Source organism: Synechococcus sp. RC10A2 (assembly GCF_047502605.1).
The window spans coordinates 122,707-147,268 of sequence record NZ_JANSHP010000067.1; the positions used below are offsets into that span (position 1 = coordinate 122,707).

The window sequence follows — 24,562 nt, forward strand, 5'->3', positions numbered from 1 at the left end:
TTACCCCCCAAACTCCCTCAACTCCACGGGCGCATGCGTCAGCAATTCGCAACCGTCGGCGGTGACCAGAACATCTTGTTCGATGCGCACGCCGCCAAAGCCAGGCACATAGACGCCTGGCTCCACCGTCAGCACCATGCCCGCTTCCAGCGGCTTCTTGTCGCGGAATGAGAGACCCGCGCCGTCATGCACGGCAATCCCGATTGAATGCCCCAGCCCGTGCCCGAAGTAGTCCGCCAGCCCATACGCTTCCAGCGTCTGGCGGGCGAGGGCGTCCACCTGCTTGCCCTTCACGCCAGGGCGGATGGCGTCGACGGCGCGGTTCAGGGCGTCCAGTACGGCGGTGTAGAGCCTGCGCTGTTCGGGCGACGCTGCCCCAATCACCACCGTGCGCGTGAGGTCGGAGCAGTAGCCGTTTAGGCGCGCCCCGAAATCCACTGTCACGAAGTCGCCTCGCTGCAGGCGTCGCTCGGTCGGCTTGCCATGCGGCAGGGCAGTGCGCTCGCCCGACACGACAATCGTCTCAAACGCGGGGTACGCCCCCTGCCGACGAATATAGAAGTCGATCTCCATCGCGAGATCCCACTCCGCGATTTCGGGCTGGAACAGGCGTTGGATATGCTCGAAGGTCGCGTCGGCGAGTCGGGCGGCGGCGCGCAGGCGGGCAATCTCGTCGGCGTCCTTGATGCGGCGCAGCTTCTCCACAGGCGCGCCGACGGGCTTGAGGCGAATCTTCGCCTTGCGCATCGGCTTGCGCATCCCCTGCAGCCACGCGAGCGACACGCTGTTTTCCACGCCCAGCGTGCGCACGCCCAGCTCCTGCGCAGTCTCGGCGACTGTCTCGCCGAACTCCTTCAGCACGGGGTTCACGATAATCGGGATGTCGGCAACCTCGCCCTGCGCTTGCGTGGCGTAGATGCCCCCCGTCAGGAACCGTTCCGCGTCGGGGGTCAGCAGCAGCGCGCCGAACGAACCCGTGAAGCCCGTCAAATAAAACAGGTTGCCCGCGCCCACGATGAGCAGCGCATCAGGCGGGCTTTTGTCCCCAAACACCGCCTCGCGCAGTTTCGCCCGACGCGCCGCATGGCTTAATTCAGCGGCTTGAGCTTGATGCTGCGATACCATATCGGACTCCCGTGATTCTGCAGCCCGATGTAGCCAGGGCGCGTCATCGTGTTGTAGGCGTATTTGAACTTGTTGGGCGTGCCATCGGGGTTGCGTCCCGCCTCCGTCCAGCGGCTGAGGTCTACCTCGTTCACCTTCTCGCCGTTCAGGTAGACCACGATGAGGTTGTCCTTGCAGATGATGTGGTAGCTGTTCCACTCGCCTGCGGGCTTGACGGCGTTCTTGCTGGGCGCTTGGATGTCGTAAATCGCGCCGCAGTCGTGCTTGCTGGGCTTCTCCTTGCCGTAGCTGTCCAGCACCTGCACCTCGATGCCTGTATGCACGGGGTCGTTCTTGTCCCACACGCGGAAAAAGACGCCGCTGTTGCCCCTTGGGGAGACCTTGAACTCCAGTTTCAACTCGAAGTTTTTGTAGACGCCGTCGGCGTAAATCATCCCGCCGCCGCCCTTGCCCGTGCAGTGGAGCGTACCATCCTCCACCACCCACGAGCCGTCCACACCCGCGACCGTCCAGCCTTTGAGGCTCTCGCCGTCGAAAAGCAGCCGCCAGCCGTCCTTTATCTCCTGTTCACTCAGTTGATTCGCCTGCTGTAGCGCGACGGCGACGCCGACCAGCAGCGCGAACACACCTATCAGAAAGACTACGGGTTGCGTTCTGGGTCTCATAGGCGTTTGATTCGCCCTGCGCCGAGCAACTCCTACTGCGCTTTCCGCCCAAACCGCGCTCCCCCTAAAAAACTGTCCCCACTCGTGCCGATAATAACTTCTACACGGAGGCGATTTATGTCTTTTTTGCAGAAGATTCTGGGCGTCGGGCGAAGCAATTCTTACGACGAGGGCATCAAGTGCTACGATGATGGGCGCTTTGAAGAGGCGCTGAAGCTGTTCGAACACGCGCTGACTGAGACGCGCGATGTGATGGTGCAGAAGCTCGCACGGTTCTATATCGCCGAGTCGCACGCGCAGTTGGGGCAAGCCGCGCTGCGTCGGGGACAGTACGCCATCGCCGCGAGCCACTTCGAACGCGCCTTGGAGATTCACCCGCACTACGCCGATTTGCACTTCTCGCTGGCGTTCGCGCTGCGTAAGTTGCGCGACTACGAACGCGCGGCGTTGCACCTCAAAGAGGCGCTGCAGATCAACCCGCGCTTCGCTAAAGCGGTGCTGTTTCAGGGCATCGTCTGGTACGAGATGGGACGCCGCGAGGACGGCATTCGGCGCATCGAGGAGTCGCTGACGCTGGACACGGGCTTCGACCGCGCCCGCTTCGAGCAGGCGCTGGAACACGACCGCGCGGGACGCATCGATCAAGCGATTGCCCTCTTCGAGACGCTCAGCTCCAACAGCACGGACGACGCGCTGTATCACGCGCAGATGGGCGATGACTTGTATCGACGAGGCGATTTTGCGGCGGCGGTCGCTGAGTATCGCAAGGCGCTTGCTATCCGCCCCAACTTCGCCGACATCCGCAACCACTTGGGCATGGCGCTCGCCGCGCTGGGCAACGAGCAGGAAGCCATCGAGCAGTTCCAGTACGCGCTGGAGATTAACCCGCGCTATCTGGAGGCGCGGCTGAACTTAGCCATCACGCTGCGCGATATGGGGCGCGTTGAAGAGGCGCGCGAACACTTCAGAATCGCGCTCGATATCGACCCTGAGAACCCTGTCGCCCGCAGCGCGCTCAACGAGCTGGCGGCGTAACCTATTTCGTGTGGCTGTAGGGGGAGTCCTTGAGGCGCAGCGTAGTACGCACGGTACCACGCTGCGCTATGATTTCGATGTCGTCGGGTCTGACCCCTTTCGGCAGCGCAATACGCCACTGACTGGGCTGGGGGCGCTCTACGCGCAGCTTCTCGCGCTTGGCGCGGGCTTCCACCCGCGCGGCGGCAGGCGAGACTTCGCCGACAAGCGCGTCGCTTCGCCGCTCCGTCCACACCAGAAACGGCTCGCGGCGGCTCACCGCGCGCATGTACGCCAGCATCGCGTCCAGCTCGTCGGAACGCATGCCGATTGCGCCTGGCATGCTCTCCACGACCTCGCGCAACTCGCGGGGCGAGGCGTACTTCTTCTCGAAGCCTTTGTCGAGCATCGCGCCTTCCTTGCCGTGGCACGAACTGCACTTGCGCTCGTAGGTATCTACCACTTTAATCGGCGCAGGGCGCACGCCGCCCGTGCCTATCGCGACGCTCGCCAGCGCGATGCCCAAACCCGCCAGACTAATTGCCCTTCGCATGTTGCCCTCCGACCCACGAGATTCGGTAGATGCGGTTGGTGGTGTCGCAGCTGAACAGCACGCTGCCGTCGGGCGCTTCGGCGCAGTCCACTGGGCGCGCCAGCACCCGATTGTTCGCCGTCAGCGTCTTCACAATCGTTAGACTGCCGTAAGGTCTGCCCGTGACGGGGTCGAACAGTACGCGCTCGACGCGGTAGCCGTCAGGAACCACGCGATTCCACGACCCACGACATGCCACGAACATATCGCCCTTGTGTCCAGGGAAGTGGTCTTTCGTCAGGAAGGTGAAGCTATTCGCTGCCCAGTGCGCGCCGAAGCTCCACGCAGGCGGCACGGTCTTATCCGCAAGCTCCACGATGTCCTTGCGGTTCTGGTATTCGATGCGGGGCAACTTGTTGCCCGTGATAAAGGGATGCCCGTAGAATTTGCCCTGTTGGTAGTGGTTCAGCTCATCGGGCGGATTGTAGTCGGTGATGGGCTGGAACTGCAGGGGGCGTTCGCCGAGCGTGCGTCCGAACCAGTCGCTGCCGTGATCGACGCCCCAGATTTCATTCGTGCCAGGGCGCAGGCGAAGCTTCTCGGTGTTGCGGACGCCGCTGGCAAAGAGCGTTTTGCCCGTGCCGTCCTTGTTGAACCGCCAGATTTTCTGCCGTTCGGTGTCGGTCTCGTCGTTGATGTTGCCCGAATCGCCAATCGCCGTGTAGATGTAGCGGTCGGTTACTAAGATAGGTCGCCACCAGTGCCCACCGCCTTTGGGGAGTTTGCCGTCGGGGATGACGGTCTGCACCTCGTCCGCCTTGCCGTCGCCGTTCGTATCGCGCGCTTTGTGAATCGCGCCCGTCTGCGCGAACCAGAGCCACCCGTCGGCGAAGTGCATCCCATGCACGGTCGGGTAGCCTTCTACGAAGGTGTTGACCACCTCGTAGCGGTTGCCGCGCAGGCGCAGGGCGAGGATGTCGCCGCGCTGCGGGCGACTGAGGTACAGCGTGCCTCTGTTGTCGAACTCCATAAAACGCGCGTTGCCCAAATTCTCGGCGACCAAGTCCACGCGATAGCCAGGACGCACCCAGAATTCGGGCACGCCTTGCCCGCGCACGCCCGCCGTCGGCGCAGGCGCAGTGGCAGCCGCCTGCGGGGGACGCGGATTCGCGGGACGCTGCGCCGTCAAACAGCCAATCAGAACACTCGTTGCCAACACGCCCATCCCAAAACCGAGCGCAACCTGCCGATTCATAGTGGGGGTATTGTACCTCGTTTCACTGGGCGAGCGTTTCTGAGACGCGCATGCCGCACTGCTGCACGCTGACCACCCACGCGCCGTCAAGACGATGGCATAACGCCTCATCATTCGTCATGGTAGAAACGGTAAGACATATACGCAAACCCCAAGCCTATGAGGAACAAAACGGTCGGCGGGAAAAACACTGCAAAGTGCGCGGGAAGTTCTGCCTTGCCCCCCCTGCCACGAACAACGACATTACCTTTCTCGTCGGCTTTGCGAAGAGTGTCCAGTGAACTAAGTGCTAGTACAACCGCGCCGAGCATCAACAGAATCGACAAGGTCATCGCTGTTATGTATTGCGCTTTGCTCACCGTCGCCTCCTAACTCCCAGACGGGGTATCAGTTTGAGAAGCCTTGTAGCGCACAGCCTCGATAACGACAGAAATCAGCAAGGAAACCACGAACAGGAAAATGTCAACACGGTAATCCAAGGCGAAATCCCAAGAATACCTTTCAGCAAGCCTTTTGATAAGCCGTGAACAAAGCAGGCTCAAAAAGACAGCTATGCAGAAGACTAACACCGTGCGGAGCCAACGCCAATCGTGAAGGCGTCTCTCTCTATCCGACGTCCACAGTGCGAATAGGATGGTGGCACTCAAGATGCCCAAAACAACTGCGACAATACCCATATTTGTCACCACTTGAGCGGGTCTCGGAAACCGTCCCACGGGGGCGCAGGGTAGGGGGTTTTCTTGCTTTCTTCGATGGATCTTATGAGATTGTCGATTGGCCAGAAAACCACATCCTCCCAACCTGGAAAGTATCGGTCAAGCCCTCTTTCTATTATTACTACGCCAAGTCCTATGCCAATTCCACCTCCGACCCCTCTTATGAGCCCTCCACCTATCCGACCTCCCCCTCCTTTTGGAGAACCTCCACCTGAACTTGTACCACCTGTGCCACCTGAACCTGAACTTGTACCACCTGTGCCACCTGAACTGGAAGAGCCGCCCCCGCCTCGATTGGATGCACCCGAACCGCAGTACCTGTTGATAAATCTGAATATGATTACGATTGCACCAGCCACCGCAATAATTTTTAGTAGTCCAACCACTATCGCCCCTATGGCAAACTCTCCACTCGGATCCACCGCATTCACGGGGTCATTCACACAATACCCATACGCATTCAGCGTCAGCGGCGCGTAGAGAGACCCCAACCACGGATCCTGCTGCAAGAACCTGCCGACCGTCGGGTCATACCAGCGCACCCCAACCTTCTGCAACCCGCCCGTCAGCGCCTCGTTCCGATAGCCCCACGCGCCGTTCCAGTCATAGGTCTGACGCGCACCTGCTATCGTGTCGCCAAAGACATCGGTAATGGGCTCAGGCGAGTACGCGCCTGTCGGGCTACTGGTCGCTACCAAGTCCCCACGCAGGTTCCAGTGCTTGTATTCTGTGCCCGCGTTGCTCACCTGCTGATACATCGCACCACCGTAGCCGTAGTATACCCACTGGAACGGGTCGCAGATGTGCGTGGCGTTGCAGGATATGGACTGCCGAACCCTGTGAAACTTGCAGCAATAGGATGGGACAATCAGTGCCGCCCAGCCAGCACCCCCTTCTCCTAAGAGTCTGTAAACTTCACGAGTAAAAAAACTCTCTCCATCATACGCACGCACCACAAAAAGCTTGGCCAAAGAGACCGTAAGCTCTGCGGAAAGACCTTGCTCAATATCGCCGTGAGCGAACACCACAACGGAAAACATCCCCGCAAGCGAACGGGCACGACGAAGAATCTTCTCGACTGCAGCGAAAGACCCATCCTCCTTCACATAAAAGTAGACCTCCTCATTCAGGAAAAGCATCTTCACCCCCTCAATCGGTTCATACCGAACCACCCACGAGTCAGAAGGTGAAGCAAGCTCATCAGGAGCGAGGAGAAACGCTTTTGTTCCTCGCTTTTTGCAATCAGCAAGCTGTTTGTGGAGATACCGTGCTACCGCAGGCACGGTGTTGGGTATCGGAATCAACACGCCTCCACTTGGAAGCTGAACCGCCTCGTTCTGTTGGGCAGGCAGTTTGCCACCCTGTTCGAACTGGTAGATACTACCCTTGGAAACGCCGCGGGGTAGCCATGTGCCAATCCGAATCTTCGCTTGCTCAAGTCGTTGGAGCAAGGCTTGGGAGAGGCTGCATCCTCTATCCAAGCCATAACGGATATATCGCAACGCCTGTTGTGTCTGGATAAGTCTGAACTGCATACCATCCTCGCTGCCTACCTATCACCTTCTCCACCTTCTCAACGGGAGTGGAGCAACTCAAATGCCCTCCTCAGGCGTGTCGCAGCATCTTTCTCACGAAACCAAAATTCCACTTTGACTAATTCCCGTTTGTCGTATTCCCCCTGCTCATTTCTCGTATACAGCGCCATAGTAGGCTGTTCCTCTTCTGAAATCTTTCCACCAAAGACCGCATCTGGTCGTCGCCACGGTACACGTCCTCCTACGACCTGTACCGACCCATCAGCATATGTATATCTGATAATTGTTTCCGATGACTGATAATTCGCTATCAAGTATGCCAACAAGTATGCACAGGTCAGAGTCGCTATTGCGATCACAGTGCAGATTACTCCGACCAATACGAATCGACACCTGTTAGACATCGCTTCCTCCAAATAACAATCATAATGCTATTTCATTTATACCATATTATCAAACGCCCGCTGACCCCTGGCGGAAGGGAAGCCAGAGGTAAACCTGGCAGGTTGATTGGTGTTCCTGGAGGAATCACCAGTATGTCGTCTGGAGGTCTCGGCGGGGGCGTGCCGATGATAGGACCTGTAGGAAATCCAGGAGGCAACGCGAATGGCGGAGATACTTCTACCTCAAGCACTATACACTCTACGGTCTTGGGGTCGGGTCCCGTAACTATGGTAGAGTTGTTACCGACTGGCGTTGGAATGAGGAATATCCCAACGATTAATAACGGGATAACAAGGATAGCGGGAGCTTTGCCTGTCGAGTCTACGACACTCACAGGATCATTCACGCAATACCCATACGCATTCAGCGTCAGCGGCGCGTAAATAGACCCCAACCACGGATCCTGCTGCAAGAACCTGCCCACCGTCGGGTCGTACCAGCGCACACCCACCTTCTGCAGCCCGCCTGTGAGCGCCTCGTTGCGATAGCCCCACGCGCCGTTCCAGTCGTAGGTCGGACGCGCGCCTGCTATCGTGTCGCCAAACGCATCCGTGAGCGGGGCAGGCGAGTACGCACCTGTCGGGCTGCTCGTCGCCGCCAAGTCGCCCCGCAGACTCCAGTGCTTGTATTCCATACCCGTGCTGGCTATCTGCTGGTACATCGCGCCACCGTAGCCGTAGTATACCCACTGGAACGGGTCGCTACTGCGCTGCCGACTGCCTTCCGCTACCAGATACCCAGCATGATAGCGATTCCTTTTCCGACAGTGCCCTGCGCCAATGTGCGGCGCACTCGCTTCAGACTCCAGCCCTTCCGCAGACCCAGCATCGTTCTGACCTTCATCGGTTCAGCATATCCCCACAACTTTGCGGGGCGCGCTTATATTATAGGATTTCGCGATTGTCAAGGGGGGACAGGGGAATTTGGGGGGGATTTTGGTGGGAAATCGGGCTTTCCTCTCCAAGCGCAAGAACTCCAGAGCGGGATTCACGACTGCGTTGATGCCGAAAGGTCTCTCCTATGGTACAATTCCCCTACTGGAGGTCTATATCGAATGAGCTACGATGTGAAGGACTTGACGCTTGCCGAGCAGGGCGCGCTGCGGATGGAGTGGGCGGACAACGAGATGCCCGTGCTGCGCCTCATCCGCCAGCGGTTCGAGCAGCAGAAGCCCTTGCAAGGCGTGCGCATCGCCGCATGTTTGCATGTGACGACCGAGACGGGCAATCTGATGCGCACGCTCAAGGCGGGCGGCGCGGAGATTGCCCTGTGCGCCTCGAACCCACTCTCTACCCAGGACGACCTTGCCGCCGCATTAGTGAAATACGAAGGTATAGCGGTCTACGCTATCAAAGGCGAAGATAAAGACACCTACTACAAGCACATCCACCAAGCGCTGGACATCCAGCCGCACATCACGATGGACGACGGGTGCGACTTGGTGAGCGTGTTGCACACTGACCGTCGCGAGGGGCTATCCGAGGTGTTCGGCGGCACGGAGGAGACCACCACGGGCGTGATTCGCCTGCGTGCGATGGCGAAAGAGGGCGTGCTGCAGTATCCCGTAATCGCCATCAACGACGCCTACACCAAGCACCTGTTTGATAACCGCTACGGCACGGGGCAAAGCACGCTGGACGCGATTATGCGGGCGACAAACCTGCTGATAGCGGGGCGCAAGGTGGTCGTGATAGGCTATGGCTGGTGCGGGCGTGGGGTCGCGATGCGCGCGCGCGGGCTGGGCGCGCATGTGATTGTGTGCGAGGTCAACCCGCTCAAGGCGCTCGAAGCCATCATGGACGGCTACGAAGTGATGCCGCTGATGGACGCCGCACGGGTCGGCGACATCTTCATCACCGTCACGGGCAACTACCATGTGATTCGCGAGGAGCATTTCCGCGTAATGAAGTCGAGCGCGATTGTGTGCAACACGGGGCACTTCAATGTGGAGATCGACATCCCCGCGCTGGAGCGCATGGCGACGGGCACGCGCACGGTGCGCGCGTTCGTGGACGAGTATCAGCTCGCCGACGGGCGACGGCTCTACCTGCTGGGCGAGGGGCGGCTGATTAACCTCGCTGCCGCCGAAGGGCATCCCGCCGCCGTGATGGACATGAGCTTCGCGAATCAGGCGCTGAGCGTGGAGTATATCGTGCAGAATCGGGGCAAGCTGCCGCGCGAGGTGTTCCCTGTGCCCGCCGCAATCGACGCGCAGGTGGCGCAGCTCAAACTGCAGGCGCTCGGCGTGCAAATCGATACCCTTACTGACGAGCAGGCAAAGTACCTCGAATCGTGGCAGGAGGGCACATAGAGGGCTGGTCGCCAGAGTCGCTGGAATATCTGGACGCCTGCCCTGTGTGCGGCGCGCGCACGGGGCAGGAGCTGTTGTATCACGGGTTGCGCGACAAGTTCCAGGTAAACACGCCTGGCGCATGGGATTTTTACCGTTGTGGCGCGTGTGGGTCGGGCTACTACAATCCGCGCCCGACACCCGAATCGGTTGGCAGGCTGTACGAAGCGTATTACACGCATGCACACACAGCGCCACTTGAGTACGCGCAATTGAGCCTGCTGGGCAAACTGCGCCGCATTTTGGGCAACGGCTACCGCAACTACCGCTTCGGGATGCACGAGCGACCCGCCAGTATTCTGGGCATATTGGCAGTGTGGCTGATGCCCGACCAGCGCGCGCTGCTGGACACTGGTGGACGCCACCTGCCCAAGCAACCCAAAGGACGCCTGCTCGATGTCGGCTGCGGCAACGGCGACTTTTTGCTGTTCGCGCAGCGGGCAGGCTGGGAAGCGATTGGCGTGGAGCCTGACCCGAAAGCCGTCGAGGTCGCCCGCGCGCGGGGGCTGACCGTCCATCTCGGCACGCTGGAGACCTTGCACGAAGCGCCAGAGTCGTTTCAGGGCATCACGATGAACCATGTCATTGAGCATGTGCATCATCCCCGTGCGACGCTGGAGCACTGCTACCGCCTGCTCAAGCGCGGCGGCTGGCTGTGGATAGAGACGCCGAACTTAGACGCGCAGGGGCACGCCCGCTACGGCGAGAATTGGATAGGACTGGACACCCCGCGCCATCTGGTGGTGTTCACAGACCGCTCCCTGCTACGCTTACTGGAGGAAGTTGGCTTCGCGCGGATCGAGCGGCTGCCGTACTGCCCGTTGTGTGAGCGTGTGTATGGGATGAGCCGTGCGCTTGCTATCGGCGCGTCGCCCCACCAGTCGCCCCCCTTGCCCCGCGAGGAGCGAGTGTTGGCGCGACAAGCAGAGGCTAACGCCCGCCGCCGCCCCGAAATCCGCGAATTCATCATGGTACGCGCGTGGAAGGGATAAACCCGCAACGGTTCGGTAAGGCGACCCAATTGCGCTGCCGACAATCGGAGTATGCAAATCACAAGCCTGAACCCAGTCGCGCTCAGCCCTGCGAATGCGCAGCAGCAGGTTGCCAACCAAGCGCAAGTGAGCCTCGCACGCAAAGTGATGGATGTGCAGAAGCAGCAGGCAGCGACCCTGCTCAAGCAGTTAGAGGGGGTGGGGCAGCGGCTTGATGTGCGGGTCTAAAGCGTCCACAGGATACCGTAGCGCAGCCCGCGCGTGCTAATCTGCACCTCCTCGCGGCGCAAAGCGAACAGCGCGCGCTCCAGAATCAGCGCGCCGACATGCAGCAGCGGCGCACGGTCGGGTTCGATTCCTGGCAGGGTGCGTCGCTCGGCGTCGCTCAGGCGCAACAGCCGTTCCAGCAGCGCGGCGGGCGTCTCGTCGCCGAACCAGACGCCATGCACCCGCGCGGGGGCGAACGCGGTCAGCCCCAGCGCGAGCACCGCAAGGTTCACGCCTGTGCCGCCGATGGACACCACGCGGTCAGGTTGCGGCAGTTCACGCAGGGGTGCGAACGCCTCGTCCAACGCACGGGTAGCAGCGAGTACCTCGCGCGGATGGGGCGGGTCGCTGGGCATATACTGCTCGCGCACACGCCCCGCCCCGACGGGGAAGCTGCGCCACACCTCCCGCTGCGCGCCCTGCCCCACCGCGACTTCCACGCTCCCACCGCCGATGTCTATCACCGCCAGCCGCTCCGCGCCGATGCCCAGCGTGTCGTCCAACGCAACGGACAGGTAGCTGAGCGTGGCTTCCTCTTGCTCGGAAAGTACGCGAATCTCGGCGTGAGGGGGCAACCGTTCGCGTAGGGGCTGCAGAATCGCGTTCGCGTTGCTCGCCTCGCGCACGACGGCGGTCGCCGCCGCGACGATGCGCTCCGCCTGCCACGCACGGCATTCCGCAAGGTATTCGTCGATTGCCCGTAGGGTGCGTTGAACGGCTTCGAGCTGCAGCCGCTTCGCCACGCCGAACCCCTCGCCTAAGCGTGTGATGCGCGTCTGGTCGGTCAGCACGCGCCAGCCCGACGGCGTGCGCTCGCCAATCAGCAGCAGCACCGAGTTGGAGCCGATGTCCAGCACTCCGATGCGCATTAGCCCGCCTCCCAGTGCGCCGCACGCACCTCATGCAGCGCCAGCAGGTCGTGCAAAATCGCGGCGCGCGTCGCATGGTCTCGCAAGGAAACCTCCAGCACATAGACGCGCGTGTGGGGCATGTCAGGAAACTCCTGACGAAACGAGAGCAACTCCGCGTTGTGATGGGACAGCACGGCGAACACGCTGTCCAGCTTCGCGCGCGCCTCCAGCGTGACCCATAGCAGCGGGGGGCGATGCTGTTGTTGAATGCGCTCTTCGGGAATGCGCAGCAAAGTCAGCACGCCGTAGATGAGCAGGGTGCCCAGCAGCGCGATTAGGTAATACTGTGGCGTGCCCATGCCGACCGTCATGCCGATAGCGACCACCGCCCACAGGCTCGCCGCCGTGGTCAGCCCGCGCACGACGCTGCCCTGACGCAGAATCGTGCCCGCGCCGATGAAGCCGACGCCACTGACAATCTGCGCCGCGATGCGTCCAGGGTCGCCCTGCGTGCTGAATGCGCGGGAGAGAATCATCATCAGCGTCGCGCCCAAGCAGAGCAGCACATGCGTGCGAATGCCTGCAGGTCGCCCGCGCATCTCGCGTTCCCAGCCAATCAGCGCGCTTAGCCCAATCGCTATCACCAGCTGAACCGCCACATGCCCAACCTCTGCCCACGAGACTGCCTGCATCAGCGCAAGTGTACCTGACGCGACAGGGGAGGGCAGCATCTCTTTTCCAATTTTTGGGGTATCCTTTACGCACACCGATCGCGAACAACTTTTGACTGAACGGTCGGTCTATAGCCCAACGATGGGAACGGAGGCATCCAATGAACCACCAAGAGGAGTTGAACCGCCAATTCGCAGGCGAAGGCATCGAGATTCGCGGCGCGGTGCGCCCTGAGTGGACGACGATTCTGACCCCTGACGCGGTGCGCTTCGTGGCGACGCTCACGCGCCGTTTCAACCCGACGCGCAAGGAACTGCTGGCGATGCGCGAGGCGCGTCAAGCACGACTGGACGCAGGCGAGAACCCCGACTTCCTGCCCGAAACGAAAGCCATCCGCGACGGCGACTGGCAGGTCGCCCCACCCCCGCCCGACCTGCAAGACAGGCGCGTGGAAATCACGGGTCCCGTCGACCGCAAGATGATTATCAACGCGCTGAACTCTGGGGCGCGGGTGTTCATGGCGGACTTCGAGGACGCCAACGCGCCCACTTGGGAAAACTGTGTGCAGGGGCAGCTGAACCTCTACGACGCCGTGCGCCGCACCATCGAATACACCAGCCCCGACGGCAAACAGTACCGCCTGAACGATCAGACCGCCGTGCTGTGCGTGCGCCCGCGCGGGTGGCATCTGCCCGAAAAGCACCTCTGGGTCGACGGCGAGCCTGTACCAGGCGCACTGATGGACTTCGGACTCTACCTCTTCCACAACGCGCACGAGCTAATCCAGCGCGGCACGGGACCCTACTTCTACCTCCCGAAACTGGAGAGCCATCTGGAGGCGCGCCTGTGGAACGAGGTGTTCCTCTTTGCGCAGGACCAGCTGGGCATCCCGCGCGGTACCATCCGCGCCACCGTGCTGATTGAGAACATCCTCGTCGCGTTCGAATGCGAGGAGATTCTCTACGAGCTGCGCGAGCATTCGGCGGGGCTGAACAGCGGGCGGTGGGACTACCTGTTCAGCATTATCCGCAAGTTCCGCGCACGCGAGGACATCGTGCTGCCCGACCGCGCCACGCTGACGATGACCGTGCCGTTTATGAAGGCGTACTCCGAGCTGGTGGTGCAGAGTTGCCACAAGCGGGGGATTCACGCGATTGGCGGGATGTCGGCGTACATCCCGCGCCGCGACGACCCCGACGCGAACGCCGCCGCCATCGCGCAGGTCGTCGCCGACAAGACACGCGAGGTCAGCGAAGGCTACGACGGCACTTGGGTCGCCCACCCTGGACTTGTGCCCATCGTGCTGGAGGTGTTCAACACGCACATGCCCACGCCCAACCAGATTCATGTCAAGCCGAGCCGCGCGATCACGGCGCAGGAACTGCTGAACTTCTCGCGCGGGGAGATTACCGAGCGCGGGATGCGCACGAATATCAATGTGAGCCTGCGCTATCTGGATTCGTGGCTGCGCGGGGTCGGCGCGGTTGCCATCAACCACCTGATGGAAGACGCCGCCACCGTCGAAATCTCGCGGTCGCAACTGTGGCAGTGGCTACGGCGCGGAGCGCACCTCAGCGACGGACGCCTCATCACCCCCGAACTGTTCGAACAGATGCTGGCGGAGGAGTTAGAAACCATCCGCGCCAGCTACGGCGACGCGCCCCACCGACTGGACGACGCCGCCGCCATCCTGCGCCAAGTCGTGCTGTCGGAGCCGTTTATCGACTTCGTGACGCTGGTGGCGTATGAGTATATCGACTAACTGCAGATGAGGAGGCACTTGTATGCATGAGGTGATTGAGCAGTTAGAGCGTGATTGGCGCGAGAATCCGCGCTGGCAGGGGATTACGCGCCCGTATTCGGCGGCGGATGTTGTGCGTCTGCGCGGGTCTGTCCAAATCGAGTATACGCTGGCGAAGTTGGGGGCGCAGCGGCTGTGGGAGCTGCTGCACACCGAGCCGTATGTCGCCGCGCTGGGCGCACTCACGGGCACGCAAGCCGTGCAGATGGTGCAGGCGGGGCTGAAGGCGATTTACCTCAGCGGGTGGCAGGTCGCCGCCGACGCGAACCTTGCGATGCAGACCTATCCCGACCTGAGCCTGTACCCTGTCAACAGCGTGCCCGCCGTCGTGAAGCGCATCAACAACGCCTTCCGCCGCGAGGACGAGAAACAGCACGCGCTGGGACGCAACGACATCTATTGGTACGCGCCGATTGTCGCCGACGGTGAGGCGGGCTTCGGCGGCGTGCTGCACACCTTCGAACTCACGAAAGCCCTCATCGAGGCGGGCGCGGCAGGCGTCCACTACGAAGACCAACTCGCCTCCGCCAAAAAGTGCGGACATCTGGGCGGTAAGGTGCTGGTGCCCACGCGCGAGTTTATTCAGAAACTGGTCGCCGCGCGTTTCGCCGCCGATGTGATGGGCGTGCCCACCATCCTGATTGCCCGTACCGACGCGCTGAACGCCACGCTACTGACCAGCGACATCGACCCCTACGACCAGCCGTTTCTGACGGGCGAGCGCACTTACGAGGGGTTCTATGCGGTGCGCAACGGTATTGAGGCGGCGATTGCGCGCGGGCTGGCGTATGCGCCGTATGCCGACCTGCTGTGGTTCGAGACCTCCACGCCCGATTTGAGCGAGGCGCGCCAGTTCGCGGAGGCGATACACAAGCAGTATCCAGGCAAGCTGCTGGCGTACAACTGCTCGCCGTCGTTCAACTGGAAGAGGCTGCTGGACGCCGACACGATTGCCCGCTTCCAGCAGGAGTTAGGCGCGATGGGCTACAAGTTCCAGTTCATCACGCTGGCGGGCTTCCACGCGCTCAACTACAGCTCGTTCCAGTTGGCGCGCGGCTATGCCGAGACGGGGATGACCGCCTACGCCGACCTGCAGGAGGCGGAGTTTCGGGCGCGCGAGCAGGGCTTCCGCGCGGTGGAGCATCAGGCGTTCGTTGGCACTGCCTACTTCGACGCCGTGCAGGAAGCCATCACGGGCGGGCAGGCGTCCACCCTCGCGATGCACGGTTCCACCGAGGCAGAGCAGTTCTGACAACAGGCTTCAGAACGGCGCGGATACAACGGAATCGCCATGAGAATCGTTCTCGCGGGCGGTACAGGGTTTATCGGCAGGGCGATGGTGGGGGCGTATCGGGCGGAGCATGCGCTGGAGGTGCTGACGCGCCATCCTGACCGAGCGCGCCTGCCCGAAGGCGTGCGTGCAGTCGGCTGGGACGGTGCGACACTCGGCGCGTGGGCAGAGCGGCTCGACGGCGCGGACGCCGTAATCAACCTTGTGGGCGAGCGCATCGCGCAGCGGTGGACGCCTGCCGTCAAGCAGCGCCTGTGGGACAGCCGTGTAAAAACGACCGCGCTGCTGGTGCAAGCGGCGCAGCAGGCGCGGACGCCCCCACGCATCTGGTTGCAGGCGTCGGCGATTGGCATTTATGACCAAAGCCCCGACACAACCGCCGACGAGTCCAGCCCGCCTGCCAGCGGCTTTCTGGCGGATTTGGGCAAGGCGTGGGAGGCGGCGGCACAGACTGTCGCGTCGCTGGGCGTGCGCCTGTGCTATATGCGGATTGGCGTCGTGCTGGGTTTGGAGAGCGGCGCGCTACCCCAGATGCTCACCCCGTTCAAGCTCGGCGTCGGCGGACCGATTGGGTCGGGCAGGCAGTGGCTTTCGTGGATTCACTTAGACGATGTGGTGGGCGCGGCGGCGTTCCTGCTGGCGCGGGACGACCTGTCGGGCGCGTTCAACTTCACCGCGCCGAATCCCGCCACGATGCATGAGTTCGCCAAGACGCTGGGGCGCGTGCTGCTGCGTCCCGCGATTTTCCGCGCGCCTGCGTTCGCCGTGCGCCTGATGCTGGGCGAGATGGCGGAGTTCGTGCTGCAAGGCTCGCGCGTGCTGCCGAATCGGCTGTTGGAGGCGGGGTACGAGTTTCGCTTCCCGACTTTGGAGGCGGCGTTGCGCGATTTGCTGGCGAAGTAGCGGTCGCGCACTGGCTGTCGACGGCGCTTGGCAAGGCGTCGCGTCGCTACCCGCTCCCACCGGGGGGCTTACGGCACACGGGGAAACGACTTACCGTTGCTTCCTTCCGGACCTGGCGGGGTTCACCGTCCCTCCGTTGCGCAAGTCCCGATGATCTTCACGGGCGCGTGCGCGGTACACCTTGCGGCTGTCCCGCCTCGAGCCAGAGTTCAGCCCTGCTATGGCGGGTTGCAGGTACAGGGAACCGCCAGCTCCCCGCTTAGCGCGACCGCAACACGAAGTATACCCGACGGCTACTCCTCCAGCGGCGCGATGGGCACGGGGACGCCGCCCTGCGCCGCCGACTGCCACGCCGCCTCCGTGAACGCAATCACGCGCAGCCCGTCTTCGGGCTTGGATTGCACCTCCTCGCGCCCCAAGATGGCGTTCACGAAGTTTATCACGGGTTGCGAGCCTTGCGGCAGGTTCTCTTGCCTATAGCGCTTGCCGTGCGCATCGCAGATTTCCAGCTGGTCGTGGCGAATGAGGTAGCTGCCCTCGCTGCCGACGACGGTAATCTCCTCGTGCCAGCCGACCGTCGTGCTGCCGATAATCGACAGGTTGCCAATCGCGCCGTTGGCGTACTCGAACGCCAGCGCGGAGTTGATGTCCACCTTGCGGTCGAAGTATTGCATATACGCGCTGACTTTCGTGGCGGGCGCGTCGACAATCCACATCAGGAAGTCCACCAGGTGCGAGCCGGTGTCGTTGATTTGCCCGCCGCCTGAGAGCGCAGGGTCTTGACGCCAAGTGTTGGCTGTGAGGTGCATCCAGTTCTGCAAGTTGATGGCTTGCACGAAATGCACCTCGCCGATTTCCCCGCGCCGAATGCCCTCGTACACATAGCGGTACACAGGGATGTAGTGGCGCTGATAGGCGATGAGTCCGACCTTGCCCGTCTCACGGAACCTGCGCACCAAAGTTCGCGCGTGCTCCACGGTGCAGACCATCGGCTTTTCAATCATCACATGCAGCCCCTTGTCCAGCGCGTCCATCGCCTGTTGGAAGTGGAGCGTGTGGGGCGAGACAATCATCACGCCGTCCATCTCTACTTTGTCCAGCATTTCGCGGTGGTCGTCAAAGAAGGGCACGCCCTGCAAGTTCGGGAAGCGTTGCAAAGTGGCGTTGCGCTGGTCGGAGCTGGGTTCGGTAATCGCGACCAGTTCCGCTTCGCTGACGCCTTGCAGAATGTTGATGTGATGGCGTGCCATACCGCCGCTACCAATCAGTCCTAAGCGTACTTTACTCATTCGATGCCTCCAAGTTCGTTTGGTGTGGGATGAGGGGCGTTGCGCCCCGCGCCTGTTTCGAGGCGAGTCGGCAAGTTCCTGCTACCGCTCATCAGCAGAAAACGGTTCAAACCCCGCTGTGCGCGCCTGCTCAAGAAAGTTCGTCAAGTCGATGCCTGTTCCCTCGATAATCATGTCGATGTCCGCTGTCGCCCGCGAATACCCAAGCAGTCCGACGGCGACGCCCCCGATAAGCACCCCTGATCGACGGATACCCTGAAGGAGTTGAATCAGGTCGCGGAGGGCAACTAAAAATTCACTTTCGAGGGCATGTGTCTCTCGATCCATCGCCGTTTGGCTTCAATCCAGCGCTCGCACATTGGGCGCGTGTCGGGGTCGGGGAGCAAGCCGAGCGATTTCCAGAAGGCGTAGAGTTGCCCGATGGCGTGCAGTCGCTCCGCGTAGCTCATCTGGAGACGCTCGGCGCGGGTGAGCGCCTCCAGTTCGCGAAGCCCCTCGCGCCAGCGTCGGATGGCTTCGGCGGGCGGCATCGGCGATCGCGTCGCGTCCATCGGCAGTCCCCCTCACGATGCCTGCTGGATGTCGTCCGCGGTGAGGATTTCGGGGTCTTTGCGCTGGGTGACGGTCTCTTCGGTAATCACCACGCGCTTGATGTTGGGGTTCGACGGCACTTCGTACATCACATTCAACATAATCTCTTCGAGGATAGCGCGCAGGGCGCGCGCGCCTGTACCGCGCCGAATCGCTTCCTGCGCAATCGCACGCAGTGCGCCCTCCTGCACCACCAGCTCGACGCCGTCCAGCTCGAAAAACTTCTGATACTGGCGCACGAGCGCGTTTTTCGGTTCTACCAGAATCCGCGCCAGCGTCGCCTCGTCGAGTGCGTCGAGCGTCGCCACCACAGGCAGTCGCCCGATAAATTCGGGAATCAGCCCGAACTTGAGCAGGTCTTCGGGCATCACATGCTGGAGCAACTCGCCCACATTGCGCTTTTTGCGCGTGTCTGGGTTGGAGCGGAAGCCCATCGATTGGTCGGTAAGCCGTCGCTCGATGATTTTCTCCAGCCCATCGAATGCGCCGCCGCAGATGAATAGAATATTGGAGGTGTCAATCTGGATGAACTCTTGGTGCGGGTGCTTGCGTCCGCCTTGAGGCGGTACATTCGCAATCGTGCCTTCCAAGATTTTGAGCAGCGCTTGCTGCACGCCTTCGCCCGACACATCGCGCGTAATGGAGGGGTTGTCCGATTTGCGGGCGATTTTGTCGATTTCGTCGATGTAGATGATGCCGCGCTCGGCGGCTTTGATGTCCATATCGGCGGCTTGGATGAGCCGCAGCAGGATGTTCTCCACATCCTCGCCGACATAGCCCGCTTCGGTGAGCGCGGTCGCGTCGGCGATTGCGAACGGCACATTCAAGATACGCGCCAGCGTCTGCGCCAACAGCGTCTTCCCACTGCCTGTGGGACCAATCAGCAGGATGTTGCTCTTTTGCAGTTCCACCTCGCTGCTGACGCCCGCCTTGATGCGCTTGTAGTGGTTGTAGACGGCGACCGACAGCACCCGCTTGGCGCGCTCCTGCCCCACCACATATTGGTTCAGCACACGATAGATATCTTTCGGCTTCGGGATGGTGTCTACCGAGCCGATGGGCTGTGCTGACGGCGCTGCGCCCGATTCACTGCGGAGGATATCGCTCGCAAGTTTTACGCAGTCCGCGCAGACACCGCCATACATGCCCAAAATCAGTTTGCGTACCTGCTCTCGCGATTTCCCGCACAGGATACATCGGTCGGTCATGCGTGTATCGTTGATTCGAGCCACACTCGCCTCCTGTTAGCGACCGCTGCGGTCTAACACATGGTCGATTATTCCATACTCTTTGGCTTCCTGCGCGGACATGAAGTAGTCGCGTGCGGTGTCTTGTTCTACGCGCTCGATGGGTTGCCCCGTGTGCTTGTGCAGGATATTGTTCAGGATGTCTTTGTAGCGCAGCACTTCGCGCGCCTGAATTTCGATATCGAGGGCGGTTCCCTGAAAGCCTGCATGCACTTGGTGAATCATGATGCGTGCGTGGGGCAGGGCGTAGCGTTTGCCGGGCGCGCCGCCTGCCAACAGCACCGCGCCCATGCTGGCGGCTTGCCCGATACAAATCGTGGCGACATCGGGGCGTATCATCTGCATGGTGTCGTAGATTGCCAGCCCCGCGCTCACGATGCCGCCAGGCGAGTTGATATACATATCGATATCCTTGTCGGGATCCTCTTTCTCCAGAAACAGCAGCGACGCCACCACCAGGTTAGCGATTTCGTCGGTGATGGGCGTGCCGACGAACACGATACGGTCTTTGAGCAGACGCGAGTAGATATCGTAGGCGCGCTCGCCGCGCGCGGTCTGCTCCACCACCATCGGTATTAGCTGGTTTTTCGGGTAAATCATCGTCTCAGTCTCCTTGCTCTCTATTTTGGACGATATCGAGCAGTTTTTGCAGGGCGTACTCGATCCGAAGCTGGTGTGCGATCTGCTGGCGCACTTCGGGGTCGCTTTTCATGCGCGCCCGTATCTCAGGCTCCGTGTCGGGGCTAACGCTCTCAGCAACTTCGTCGAGCTCAGATTCGGTAACTTCGATGCCCTCTCGGTCGGCGAGCGCCATCAGCAGGAAGGTATTTTGCAGGCGCGTGATTCCGCGCTGGCGCAGTTGCTCCACGACCTGTTCGCGTGTGAGCCCCGCCCCCTGCGCGAACATCTCGAGGGTAAGCCCATTCTGTTTGAGTTCCTGCGCGAACTCTTCGGCTTCCTCGCGCAGCTGCTCGTCGATGAGCGCGTCGGGCAGGTGGACGACGCTGCGCTCGCGCAGAATTGCTAACGCTTGCTCGCGCGCCTGATCCTGGAGATACTCCACTTTCCGCTGCGTGATGCGTTGGCGAATGCCTTCGCGCATGGCGTTCAGGTCGTCGTAGCCGTGCTGTTGCGCGAACGCGTCATCGAGGTCGGGGTAGACAGGCGCGTAGACGCGCTCGAGGGTGACTGCGACGGTGAGCGTTTTGCCTGCCAAGTCGGGGTCGTCGAAGTTTTCAGGGAAGGTCAGCGTCGCCTCTTTGGTTTCGCCCTCGCGCATCCCTGCCAGCAGGTTGTCCAGCGCGCCGAAAGTCGCGCCCAGCGTCATCATGTAGCGGTTGCGCTTGGCGTTTTCCTCTTCCAGCGACTGAATCCCGACGACGAGACGGTCGTCCGTTTGCGCTGGGCGGTCGGGCGCCGATTCGAGGCGCATGCGCTGCTTGCGGAGCGACTCGAGGGCTTGCTCGACCTCCTCGTCAGTGGTCTCTTGCGGCGGGATGGGGAAGCGCAAGTCGCGGTACTCGCCGAGTTTCTCTACTATGGGGCGCAGCGGCACGGTGAGTTTGAATCGGAACGGCTCGCCCTCCTGAAGACGCTCGATATCGACGCGCGGTGCGCGGTAGGGTTCTATCTGCTCCTGTTGTAGCACTTTGGGGATAAATTCGTCCATCATCAGCTCGCCTGCCGCACGGCGCAGATTCTCCTCAGGGATTATGCGGCGCAGTATGTTCAGCGGTGCTTGCCCGCGACGAAAGCCAGGCACATCGATATATTTGCCCAGTATCCGAAGGGTGCGTTCAAACATCCGCTGGGTGGTGAGCGCATCAACCTCCACAGTCAGTTGGATAGTAACAGGCGACAGCTCCTCACGGCTTAGGATTTGAAACGGTTGCGTGGATGGTGCTTGCATAGCGACGCCTCAAATTTAGGATGGAGCGGGAGACGGGACTCGAACCCGCGACCCTCTCGTTGGCAACGAGATGCTCTTCCACTGAGCTACTCCCGCACATCGCGTTTATTATACCCGATTTGGTGGGCGAGGGGAGACTCGAACTCCCACGGGCAAAGCCCACCAGATCCTAAGTCTGGCGTGTCTACCGATTCCACCACTCGCCCTGTGGTGGTGCCGAGGGGCGGATTCGAACCGCCGACACCCGGATTTTCAGTCCAGTGCTCTACCACTGAGCTACCTCGGCGTATGGCGGGGCTGACGGGACTTGAACCCGCGACCTCTAGCGTGACAGGCTAGCGCTCTGACCTGGCTGAGCTACAGCCCCCTATGTCCCTCGCTCGCTGGTGGGCGAAGCAGGACTCGAACCTGCGACCTCTTCCTTGTAAGGGAAGCGCTCTCCCAGCTGAGCTATTCGCCCGATTGCTCAGGCGCAGGATATTATACCACACCTCACGGCGGTTTGTCAAGAGGTCAAGAAGATCAGTTTGTCGGCGCAGGGTTGTCGGAAGTATACTCTCTGCGATGTCGCTACTGGAACAGTTGCGCCGCCGACGCGAGAGGATCACTGTAAACTCTGTCCTTGCGATTAGTATCATCCAGCAGCGTACAACGCGCACAAGCGGTAGTATACCTCGCAAATTTTTTTCTGAACAGAACCAATCCACCAACTGGTCGAGAGGGGGAGAGAGGGTCGTGCCTGTCGGGGCAGCAAGACGAACCGCCCCGACAGGGGGTGACTTTCAACATCCTATACCAAAGTTGAACAACACGATGAGCAGGTCACCATCATCTACCCGTCCATCTCTGTTGATATCGGCGGGTAGATTGTTGCCAGATTCACCAAAAGCGCATAAGAGACCCAGCAGGTCCGCGTCGTCCACACAACCATCTCGATTAATGTCCCCTTCAGGGACATCGGTGATTAGGTTGTAGACTCGCAGACCTATACCCACATTCAGGACAATCTCCTTCCGACCGTCGTTATCCAGATCGGCAACGCGGAGGCTGTCGGATTGTCCCGCGTTCCGACCCAACGGGTTGCTTCGCCATACAGCGGTCTGATTTGTGACAGGGTCTCGATAGACCACATGGAGCCGTCCATTCACGCAGAAGATGAGGTCGGGGTCTGGCGTGCCCAATAGATCGCTCACCTGCAGCCCATCGATGCGCCCACCATAGTTGCCCAACCCTTGCAGGATACCACCTGTGCTGGGGTTCAGAATGTAGAGAGCCCCGTTCGCGGTACCTATCAATATCTCTTGGATGCCGTCGCTATTGAGATCAGCCAGTTCGAGTGCTGTGACTTCGCGCACAGGGGTAGCCAGCTGCTGGAGTCGCGTGACGCCGTCGTAAATGACAATCTGACCATTCTCCTCAGCCACGACGATCTCCAGGGCGTTGTCGGCATCTATGTTCCCAACGCGCAGGTAATTCAAAGCTCGCGAACCAAGTCCGAGCCCCACACTGCGCCAGACAAAGGCTCCGGTGCGGGCATGATAGAGGTGAACATACCCGCCTATGGATACAACCAGTTCTGGAACGCCGTCACGGTTGACATCTGCCACCTGAATGCCCCGGACTGGAAGGTCAATCTGTCCGGATGTCCGATACTGGCTTTGGTAGGTTCGGGAATCGTAACAAACCACGGCGCCACTGTAGCCGGAGCCTTCGCTCACCAGAATCTCCAGCTGGGGGTCATCATCCACATTGGCAACAGCAAGTCGCATAAGCCCCGTAAAAGACCAATCGGGTGAGGAGGTATGGAGTAATTCCCAAGTACGCGAGTTGCGCACGAACCAAACTCCGCCGTCATAACCGCTCCGAGATTCGAAACTCCCATAGACCAGCTCCTGAACCCCGTCGCCGTCCAAGTCACCGTAATCCATCGCATAAAAAGGTGGCACAAGATCGGCGCTCTGCCACACAATCTGGTAGGTTTCAATATCGCCAATAAACAGGTAATCGGGGCCAGTGGAGCTGTATCCCGCGCCCCACAGAATCTCGTTGGTTCCGTCGCCATCTGTGTCAGCGATCGCGATATCTGTAACGCCGTGTTCTGGGTTTCTAATAGAGCCGAGTAAAGCGAGCGTCTCTCCGTCACGCACCCAGATGTTGCCCCATTGGGCATCACCATGAACGATTTCGATGCGACCATCTCGATTGACATCCGCCAACTGAAGCGCGGCGTTGTTGAACGAGGGCTGCTCGTAGAGGGGCGATCTAACTGTAGCGTTATAGACCGTGATGGCGCCCCACACTCTTGCGCCGACAATCTCAGCACCTGGATAAAAGGAGTTGACGTCCCCAATGCGCACGATGCTACCAAAACCATTAGGGTGCGACCACTCCACTGCGCGCGTACGCCCATTCAGCACATAGCCCGTGCTATTATCGCCTGTTGCGACCACGATTTCCAAATCGCTGTCCAAATCTGCGTTTCCCACAGCGACGCTGGTTCCCCGATAAGTGGCGCTTTGATATTTCAGGGCACCCGTCTGAGCGTTGTAGATGTAAAGTGCGGAGCGATTGATAAACACATATTCCAGCACGCCGTCGCTATCTACATCGGCAACATTCAGCGAGTAAATCTCAGATGCAGCGGTCACAGTTCGGCGCACTTCGCGAAAGTCACAGCCGTCATAAGCATAGATTGTGTTCCCAGAAGCTACCAGAATCTCGTGGCGTCCATCGCCTGTTATATCGGCAGTACGCACGCTGTAGATGGGAGAAGTGTAGAGATCGGACACATACACCATCTCCAGTCCTGTACCACGACGCTTCAGCACATACCAAAAGTTGTTGGGACCGAAGGTGGTTCCAGCAGAAGCCCCAGCGACAATCTCGTCTCGTCCGTCTCGGTCAAGGTCAGTAGAGTTCAACCCCGAGGCGCCTATTCCGACACCAAAGGGGACATGCTGAAATTTCATCGCCAAAAACGGCTGCTGAGCTTCTGCAAAGAGAATGAACCCCACAGAAGCTAACAGCATCACTGCTCGCACCGAGTTCACCACAGCCGACACCTCCATTCATTCAGGCTACAGGTTAGATAGTACCCCATCGATGGCAAGGTT

General features: G+C 60.7%; 23 protein-coding genes, 5 tRNA genes and 1 other RNA gene. 7 read left to right on the forward strand and 22 right to left on the reverse strand.

The annotated features are described in order from the left end of the window. Both NW848_RS09330 and NW848_RS09335 read right to left on the reverse strand, forming a co-directional pair. The gene (locus NW848_RS09330) at nt 1-1,125 is read right to left on the reverse strand and encodes a M24 family metallopeptidase (RefSeq protein ID WP_414510995.1); all 1,125 of its coding nucleotides are present in this window, start codon (nt 1,123-1,125) and stop codon (nt 1-3) included. Beyond that, nucleotides 1,089-1,790, reverse strand: coding sequence for a DUF1080 domain-containing protein (locus tag NW848_RS09335; RefSeq protein WP_414510996.1), 702 nt, complete (start codon nt 1,788-1,790; stop codon nt 1,089-1,091). Before NW848_RS09335 ends, NW848_RS09330 begins: the two co-directional genes overlap by 37 nt. 117 nt (nt 1,791-1,907) lie before the next feature. Here NW848_RS09335 and NW848_RS09340 point away from each other — a divergent pair, with 117 nt between their 5' ends. Beyond that, nucleotides 1,908-2,825, forward strand: coding sequence for a tetratricopeptide repeat protein (locus NW848_RS09340; RefSeq protein WP_414510997.1), 918 nt, complete (start codon nt 1,908-1,910; stop codon nt 2,823-2,825). Between the two features lies 1 nt (nt 2,826). Here NW848_RS09340 and NW848_RS09345 read toward each other — a convergent pair whose 3' ends face one another. The 5 genes from NW848_RS09345 to NW848_RS09365 all read right to left on the reverse strand — a co-directional run bounded on the left by NW848_RS09345 (nt 2,827) and on the right by NW848_RS09365 (nt 7,947). Further along, entirely contained in the window at nt 2,827-3,357 is a 531-nt protein-coding gene (locus tag NW848_RS09345) for a c-type cytochrome (RefSeq protein ID WP_414510998.1), read from the reverse strand. Continuing rightward, on the reverse strand, nt 3,341-4,552 hold the full coding sequence (locus NW848_RS09350) for a PQQ-dependent sugar dehydrogenase (protein WP_414510999.1): 1,212 nt from the start codon (nt 4,550-4,552) through the stop codon (nt 3,341-3,343). The genes NW848_RS09345 and NW848_RS09350 overlap by 17 nt, the downstream gene beginning before the upstream one ends. Nucleotides 4,553-4,701: 149 nt before the next feature. Next, nucleotides 4,702-4,950, reverse strand: coding sequence for a hypothetical protein (locus NW848_RS09355; protein ID WP_414511000.1), 249 nt, complete (start codon nt 4,948-4,950; stop codon nt 4,702-4,704). A 323-nt stretch (nt 4,951-5,273) separates the two neighbouring features. Further along, entirely contained in the window at nt 5,274-6,842 is a 1,569-nt protein-coding gene (locus NW848_RS09360) for an RHS repeat-associated core domain-containing protein (RefSeq protein WP_414511001.1), read from the reverse strand. 436 nt (nt 6,843-7,278) lie between these two features. Beyond that, the gene (locus NW848_RS09365; RefSeq protein ID WP_414511002.1) at nt 7,279-7,947 is read right to left on the reverse strand and encodes an RHS repeat-associated core domain-containing protein; all 669 of its coding nucleotides are present in this window, start codon (nt 7,945-7,947) and stop codon (nt 7,279-7,281) included. Between the two features lie 393 nt (nt 7,948-8,340). Between NW848_RS09365 and ahcY the strand changes: the two genes are divergently transcribed. From ahcY to NW848_RS09380, 3 genes are read left to right on the forward strand one after another with little or no spacing between them, the layout of a single operon-like run. After that, entirely contained in the window at nt 8,341-9,597 is a 1,257-nt protein-coding gene (gene ahcY / locus NW848_RS09370) for an adenosylhomocysteinase (RefSeq protein ID WP_414511003.1), read from the forward strand. Beyond that, nucleotides 9,579-10,628 carry a class I SAM-dependent methyltransferase gene (locus NW848_RS09375; RefSeq protein WP_414511004.1) on the forward strand — a complete coding sequence of 350 codons (1,050 nt, stop codon included), beginning with the start codon at nt 9,579-9,581 and terminating at the stop codon, nt 10,626-10,628. The genes ahcY and NW848_RS09375 overlap by 19 nt, the downstream gene beginning before the upstream one ends. 51 nt (nt 10,629-10,679) lie before the next feature. Continuing rightward, entirely contained in the window at nt 10,680-10,856 is a 177-nt protein-coding gene (locus tag NW848_RS09380) for a putative motility protein (RefSeq protein WP_414511005.1), read from the forward strand. Here the strand turns inward: NW848_RS09380 and NW848_RS09385 are convergent. Together NW848_RS09385 and NW848_RS09390 are read right to left on the reverse strand one after the other, a co-directional pair. Next, entirely contained in the window at nt 10,853-11,764 is a 912-nt protein-coding gene (locus NW848_RS09385) for a hypothetical protein (RefSeq protein WP_414511006.1), read from the reverse strand. The genes NW848_RS09380 and NW848_RS09385 overlap by 4 nt on opposite strands. Beyond that, nucleotides 11,764-12,477, reverse strand: a complete 714-nt coding sequence (locus NW848_RS09390; protein WP_414511007.1) for an MgtC/SapB family protein — start codon at nt 12,475-12,477, stop codon at nt 11,764-11,766. Before NW848_RS09390 ends, NW848_RS09385 begins: the two co-directional genes overlap by 1 nt. Nucleotides 12,478-12,578: 101 nt before the next feature. Between NW848_RS09390 and aceB the strand changes: the two genes are divergently transcribed. The 3 genes from aceB to NW848_RS09405 are packed head-to-tail and all read left to right on the forward strand — an operon-like array spanning nt 12,579 to nt 16,413. Continuing rightward, entirely contained in the window at nt 12,579-14,180 is a 1,602-nt protein-coding gene (gene aceB / locus NW848_RS09395) for a malate synthase A (protein WP_414511008.1), read from the forward strand. A 22-nt stretch (nt 14,181-14,202) separates the two neighbouring features. Then, complete coding sequence (aceA, locus tag NW848_RS09400; RefSeq protein WP_414511009.1) at nt 14,203-15,471, forward strand: isocitrate lyase; 1,269 nt, start codon at nt 14,203-14,205, stop codon at nt 15,469-15,471. A 39-nt stretch (nt 15,472-15,510) separates the two neighbouring features. Beyond that, nucleotides 15,511-16,413 (forward strand): TIGR01777 family oxidoreductase, encoded by a 903-nt coding sequence (locus NW848_RS09405; protein ID WP_414511010.1) that lies wholly within the window; start codon nt 15,511-15,513, stop codon nt 16,411-16,413. Nucleotides 16,414-16,416: 3 nt separating this feature from the next. On the opposite strand, the gene ffs is transcribed toward NW848_RS09405, so the two are convergent. The 13 genes from ffs to NW848_RS09470 form a co-directional block, all read right to left on the reverse strand. Beyond that, an RNA gene (gene ffs / locus NW848_RS09410) (signal recognition particle sRNA large type) lies at nt 16,417-16,681 on the reverse strand. Between the two features lie 25 nt (nt 16,682-16,706). Further along, nucleotides 16,707-17,702 (reverse strand): Gfo/Idh/MocA family protein, encoded by a 996-nt coding sequence (locus NW848_RS09415; protein WP_414511011.1) that lies wholly within the window; start codon nt 17,700-17,702, stop codon nt 16,707-16,709. 81 nt (nt 17,703-17,783) lie between these two features. Further along, a complete protein-coding gene (locus NW848_RS09420) occupies nt 17,784-17,939 on the reverse strand; it encodes a hypothetical protein (protein WP_414511012.1) in 156 nt (51 codons plus the stop codon). Between the two features lie 50 nt (nt 17,940-17,989). Then, nucleotides 17,990-18,253, reverse strand: a complete 264-nt coding sequence (locus NW848_RS09425) for a hypothetical protein (protein ID WP_414511013.1) — start codon at nt 18,251-18,253, stop codon at nt 17,990-17,992. A gap of 12 nt (nt 18,254-18,265) precedes the next feature. Continuing rightward, the gene (clpX, locus tag NW848_RS09430) at nt 18,266-19,501 is read right to left on the reverse strand and encodes an ATP-dependent Clp protease ATP-binding subunit ClpX (protein ID WP_414511083.1); all 1,236 of its coding nucleotides are present in this window, start codon (nt 19,499-19,501) and stop codon (nt 18,266-18,268) included. Between the two features lie 36 nt (nt 19,502-19,537). After that, nucleotides 19,538-20,140, reverse strand: a complete 603-nt coding sequence (clpP, locus tag NW848_RS09435; RefSeq protein WP_414511014.1) for an ATP-dependent Clp endopeptidase proteolytic subunit ClpP — start codon at nt 20,138-20,140, stop codon at nt 19,538-19,540. Between the two features lie 4 nt (nt 20,141-20,144). Beyond that, nucleotides 20,145-21,449 (reverse strand): trigger factor, encoded by a 1,305-nt coding sequence (gene tig / locus NW848_RS09440; protein WP_414511015.1) that lies wholly within the window; start codon nt 21,447-21,449, stop codon nt 20,145-20,147. A 21-nt stretch (nt 21,450-21,470) separates the two neighbouring features. Then, a tRNA-Gly gene (locus NW848_RS09445) sits at nt 21,471-21,545 on the reverse strand. A 24-nt stretch (nt 21,546-21,569) separates the two neighbouring features. Continuing rightward, nucleotides 21,570-21,655: transfer RNA gene (locus NW848_RS09450), tRNA-Leu, on the reverse strand. Between the two features lie 5 nt (nt 21,656-21,660). Further along, a tRNA-Phe gene (locus tag NW848_RS09455) sits at nt 21,661-21,735 on the reverse strand. 3 nt (nt 21,736-21,738) lie between these two features. After that, a tRNA-Asp gene (locus tag NW848_RS09460) sits at nt 21,739-21,816 on the reverse strand. Nucleotides 21,817-21,833: 17 nt separating this feature from the next. Beyond that, nucleotides 21,834-21,909 (reverse strand) — tRNA-Val (locus NW848_RS09465). A 322-nt stretch (nt 21,910-22,231) separates the two neighbouring features. Next, nucleotides 22,232-24,502: an FG-GAP-like repeat-containing protein gene (locus NW848_RS09470; RefSeq protein WP_414511016.1), complete on the reverse strand. Its 2,271-nt coding sequence runs from the start codon at nt 24,500-24,502 to the stop codon at nt 22,232-22,234. Between the last annotated feature and the right edge of the window lie 60 nt (nt 24,503-24,562).